The sequence below is a fragment of the Streptomyces sp. BE303 genome (genome assembly GCF_036290945.1).
Lineage (GTDB): Bacteria > Actinomycetota > Actinomycetes > Streptomycetales > Streptomycetaceae > Kitasatospora.
This window is the reverse complement of the sequence record NZ_JAQYWZ010000718.1, coordinates 1-659: the sequence shown is the minus strand read 5'-3', so window position 1 is coordinate 659 and position 659 is coordinate 1. Positions and strand designations below refer to the sequence as shown.

General features: G+C 66.0%; 1 protein-coding gene. It reads left to right on the top strand.

Annotated features, from left to right (window positions below):
• The coding region (locus tag PUR56_RS21255) for an acyltransferase domain-containing protein (RefSeq protein WP_329950061.1) at positions 1-659 on the top strand (659 nt) is incomplete at both ends.

Here is a 659-nt window from a genome sequence, read left to right as displayed (position 1 = left end):
GTTTCGGGTGTGGGGTTGGACGAGACGGGGTGGACGCAGCCGGCGTTGTTCGCGGTGGAGGTGGCGTTGTTCCGTTTGTTCGAGTCGTGGGGTGTTCGGCCTGATTTTGTGGCGGGGCATTCGATCGGTGAGTTGGCGGCGGCTCATGTGGCGGGGGTGTTGTCGCTGGGTGATGCGGCGGTGTTGGTGGGGGCTCGGGCGCGGTTGATGCAGGCGTTGCCGGGTGGTGGGGCGATGGTGGCGTTGGAGGCGTCGGAGGAGGAGGTGCGGGCTGTTCTGGTCGCGGGTGTGGATGTTGCGGCGGTGAATGGTCCGTTGTCGGTGGTGGTGTCGGGTGATGTGGCGGGGGTGGAGGAGGTTCGGGGTCGTTTTGCGGGTCGTCGGTCGCGGCGGTTGCGGGTGAGTCATGCGTTTCATTCGGGGCATCTGGACGGGATGTTGGAGGAGTTCCGGGTGGTGGCGGAGGGGTTGGAGTTCCGTGCGCCGTTGATTCCGGTGGTGTCGAATGTGACGGGGCGGGTTGCTTCGGGTGGGGAGTTGGCGGATCCGGGGTATTGGGTGCGTCAGGTTCGTGAGGCGGTGCGTTTCGCGGATGTGGTGGGGTCGTTGTCGGCGGAGGGTGTGTCGACGTTCGTGGAGTTGGGTCCGGACGGGACTCT